A 3,625-nucleotide genomic window follows, 5' to 3' on the forward strand; every position below is an offset into this window, starting at 1 on the left:
CATCGCCGGTGGCACGTCGGAGATCGCGCGCAACCAGGTGGCGGAGCGCCTGCTGGGCCTGCCCCGCGACCCGCTCATCTCCTGACGCGGAACGCACCCCTCTCGACGGGTGCACGGTGGTCACCGAGAGCGCGCGGGTCCGGCCCCCACCAGAACCGGTGCGCGGTGATCGCAGCCGGCGGCCGGGTCGGCAGCTTCACGCCGACCCGGCGACCGTCGACGAACGTGCCGTCGCCCGACCGGTCCGGGAGGATCCAGCAGCCGCGCGTCAGCTCGACGACGGCGTGCCGCCGCGACGCGCGGATGGGGCGGTTCCTCCCCCCGGCCGATCACGAAGGAGCGTCCTGCGGGGACGCGCACGGGCCTGCCGTCGAGGACGAATTCGAGCGCCGGGAGCAGCACCTCGTCAGCCTGACGATCACGGTCGCAGCCCAGGACAGGGGGATGTTACGGACATCGAGAACACCCCGGTACGGAACGTCCCCGCAGGCCAGAGGGTGAACAAGATCGCAACAATCGGCCACTCGTTCGGCGGAACGAGATGATCACCGATCGATGCACCATGGCCCGACCGGCTCGCCCGAGCCGCGACGGAGGTGCCTCGTGACAAACATTTCGAAACCGGCAGGCACCGGGTCGAGTGGACTCAAGCGCGACATCGGCTTCACGTCGCTCATGTTCATCTCGCTCGGCTCGATCATCGGGTCGGGCTGGCTGCTCGGCGCCCTGACGGCCGCCTCGGCGGCCGGCGGGGCGTCGATCCTCTCCTGGATCCTCGCCGGAGCGATCCTCATCCTGCTCGCGCTCGTGCACGCCGAGCTGGGCGCGACCTACCCGCTGGCGGGCGGTACGGCGCGCTGGCCACGGCTGGCCTTCGGCTCGATCGCCGGGTTCACCGCGGGCTGGGTGGCATGGCTGCAGGCCGTCACGATCGCGCCGATCGAGGTGGAGGCGGCGCTGTCCTACATGGACCACCTCTGGCCAGGGTTCGTCGACACGACGGGCTCGCTCACCGGGCGCGGCCTGCTCTTCGCGTTCCTCCTCATGCTGCTGTTCACGCTTCTCAACGTCGCGGGCGTCAAGTGGCTGGCCGAGTCCAACAAGATCGCGGTGATCTGGAAGACCGCGGTACCGGTCCTGACGGTCATCGTGCTCGTCTCCGTGTCGTTCCACGCGAGCAACTTCACCGCGGGCGGCGGCTTCGCCCCGTACGGCGCGCACGGCGTGTTCGCGGCGCTACCCCTCGGTGTGGTGTTCGCCCTGCAGGGCTTCGAACAGGCCGTGCAGATGGCGGGCGAGGCGAAGGAACCGCAGAAGAACATCCCCCGCGCCGTGATCACGGCAGTGATCGTCGGCACGCTGATCTACCTCGCCCTCGAGGTCGCGTTCATCGGCGCCCTCAACCCCGCCGACCTGGTCGGCGGTTGGGCGAACCCGGTCGGCAAGGGCGACTTCGGCCCCTACGCCACGCTGGCCACGTCGCTGGGCCTCGGCTGGCTCGCCGTGATCCTCTACGTCGACGCGTTCATCTCGCCGTCCGGTACCGGGCTGGTCTACGTCGGGACCTCGGCCCGGCTGTCCTACGCGCTCGGCCACGCCGGGTACGTCCCGAGGGGCTTCGCGAGGATCTCGGCCCGCGGAGTGCCGTGGGCGTCGGTGCTGCTGGCGTTCGTCGTCGGGCTGATCTGCTTCCTGCCGTTCCCGAGCTGGCAGAGCCTCGTCGGGCTGGTCACGTCGGCCACGGTGATCATGTACGGGTTCGCGCCGGTCACGCTCATCGCGCTGCGGCGCGCCGACCCCGACCGGCCACGGCCCTACAAGCTGCCCGCCGGCGAGATCCTCGCCCCGCTGGCCTTCGTCGCGGCCAACGAGATCATCTACTGGGCCTCGTGGACGGCGGTCTCCAAGCTGCTGCTGGCGATCCTCGCCGGTCTCGTCCTCTTCGGGATCTCCTACGCGTTCCACAAGCCGCTGGAGCGTCCGCCGTTCGACTTCGCCTCACTGGGATGGATGCTGCCGTGGTTCATCGGAATAGGCGTCATCTCCTACCTCGGCGACTACGGCGGCATCAACGTGATCCCGACCTGGTGGGACCTCGTGGTCGTCGCGGTGTTCAGCGTCGCCGTGTTCTTCCTCGGCGTCCGGATGGCACTGCCCACGGCGCGGGTGGCCGCGGCCGCCCGCAAGGAGCAGGAGGAGGCCGACGCCGAGGAGTCGCTCCTCGCGTGACCAGGGCCTGATCGGATCGGTCGTCGCGATAGGTTGCGTCCCGACCTGGGCCGAGCGAGCGTGTGGAGTCGACGATGACCAACCTGGCCACCAACCTGGTGACGACCGCGGCGGAGCACGGCGACCGCCCCGCCGTCCGGCTCGACGACCACGTCCTGACCTATCAGGACCTGTACGACGCCGCGGCCGCCGTGGCGGGGATGCTCAAGGACCGCGGCATCGCGCCCGGCGACCGCGTCGGGCTCGTGCTGCCCAACGTGCCCGCGTTCCCGATCCTCTTCTACGGCTCGCTGCTGGCCGGGGCCACCGTCGTCCCGATGAACCCGCTGCTCAAGGCGCGCGAGGTGCAGTACTACCTCGAGGACTCGGGCATGTCGCTCGTCTTCGGCTGGGACGGCGGCGGCGACGCCGTGCCCGAGGGCGCGAAGGCCGAGGGCGTCGACTGCGTGGTCGTCGGGGCGATGGGGCCCACGGAGCTGTCCGGCACGCCCGCCCCCGAGGCCGTCGAGCGCGCCGACGACGACACCGCGGTGATCCTCTACACCTCCGGCACCACCGGCAGGCCCAAGGGCGCGGAGCTGACCCACCACAACCTCGACAGCAACTGCCGCACCACCGTCGACACGTTGATCCAGGTCGCCCCGCACGACGTGATCATGGGGTGCCTGCCGCTGTTCCACGTGTTCGGCCTGACCTGCGGGCTCAACGCCTCGGTCGTCGCGGGCTCGAGCCTGACGCTGATCCCCCGGTTCGACGCGGGCAAGGCGCTGGCGGTGGTGGCGCGCGACCAGGTCACGGTGTTCGAGGGCGTTCCCACCATGTACGCCGGGATGCTGCACCACGCCGACGCCGGCGGCGCCGACATGTCCACGCTGCGCACCTGCATCTCCGGCGGCTCCGCGATGCCGGTGGAGATCATGAAGGCGTTCGAGGAGAAGTTCGGCTGCACGATCCTGGAGGGCTACGGCCTCTCGGAGACCTCACCGGTGGCCTCGTTCAACCAGCCCGACAAGGAGCGCAAGCCCGGGACCATCGGCCTCGAGGTGCGCGGTTGCGAGATGAAGGTCGTCGACGACGCAGGCAACGAGGTGCCGAACGGCGAGCCCGGCGAGATCGCGATCCGCGGCGAGAACGTCATGAAGGGCTACTGGGGACGCCCCGACGCCACGGCCGAGGCCACCCCCGACGGCTGGTTCCGCACCGGCGACGTCGCCACGAGGGACGACGAGGGCTACTACACGATCATCGACCGCAAGAAGGACCTCATCATCCGCGGCGGCTACAACGTCTACCCGCGCGAGATCGAGGAGATCATGTACGAGCATCCGGCGGTGGCCGAGGCGGCGGTCGTCGGCGTGCCCCACGACGAGCTCGGCGAGGAGATCGCCGCGTTCGT

The 3,625-nt window shown here is 70.2% G+C and carries 3 protein-coding genes; 2 read left to right on the forward strand and 1 reads right to left on the reverse strand.

The features are described from left to right. Positions 1-74 precede the first annotated feature (74 nt). Positions 75-305 carry an FHA domain-containing protein gene (locus JWR81_RS34460; RefSeq protein WP_367278816.1) on the reverse strand — a complete coding sequence of 77 codons (231 nt, stop codon included), beginning with the start codon at positions 303-305 and terminating at the stop codon, positions 75-77. Positions 306-603: 298 nt separating this feature from the next. On the opposite strand from JWR81_RS34460, the gene JWR81_RS20810 reads away from it, so the two are divergent. After that, on the forward strand, positions 604-2,229 hold the full coding sequence (locus JWR81_RS20810) for an APC family permease (RefSeq protein ID WP_297655443.1): 1,626 nt from the start codon (positions 604-606) through the stop codon (positions 2,227-2,229). Positions 2,230-2,303: 74 nt separating this feature from the next. Continuing rightward, the coding region (locus tag JWR81_RS20815) for an AMP-binding protein (RefSeq protein WP_297655445.1) at positions 2,304-3,625 on the forward strand (1,322 nt) is incomplete at its 3' end.

The sequence above is a fragment of the Pseudonocardia sp. genome, assembly GCF_025965585.1.
In the GTDB taxonomy this organism is placed as follows: Bacteria; Actinomycetota; Actinomycetes; order Mycobacteriales; family Pseudonocardiaceae; genus Pseudonocardia.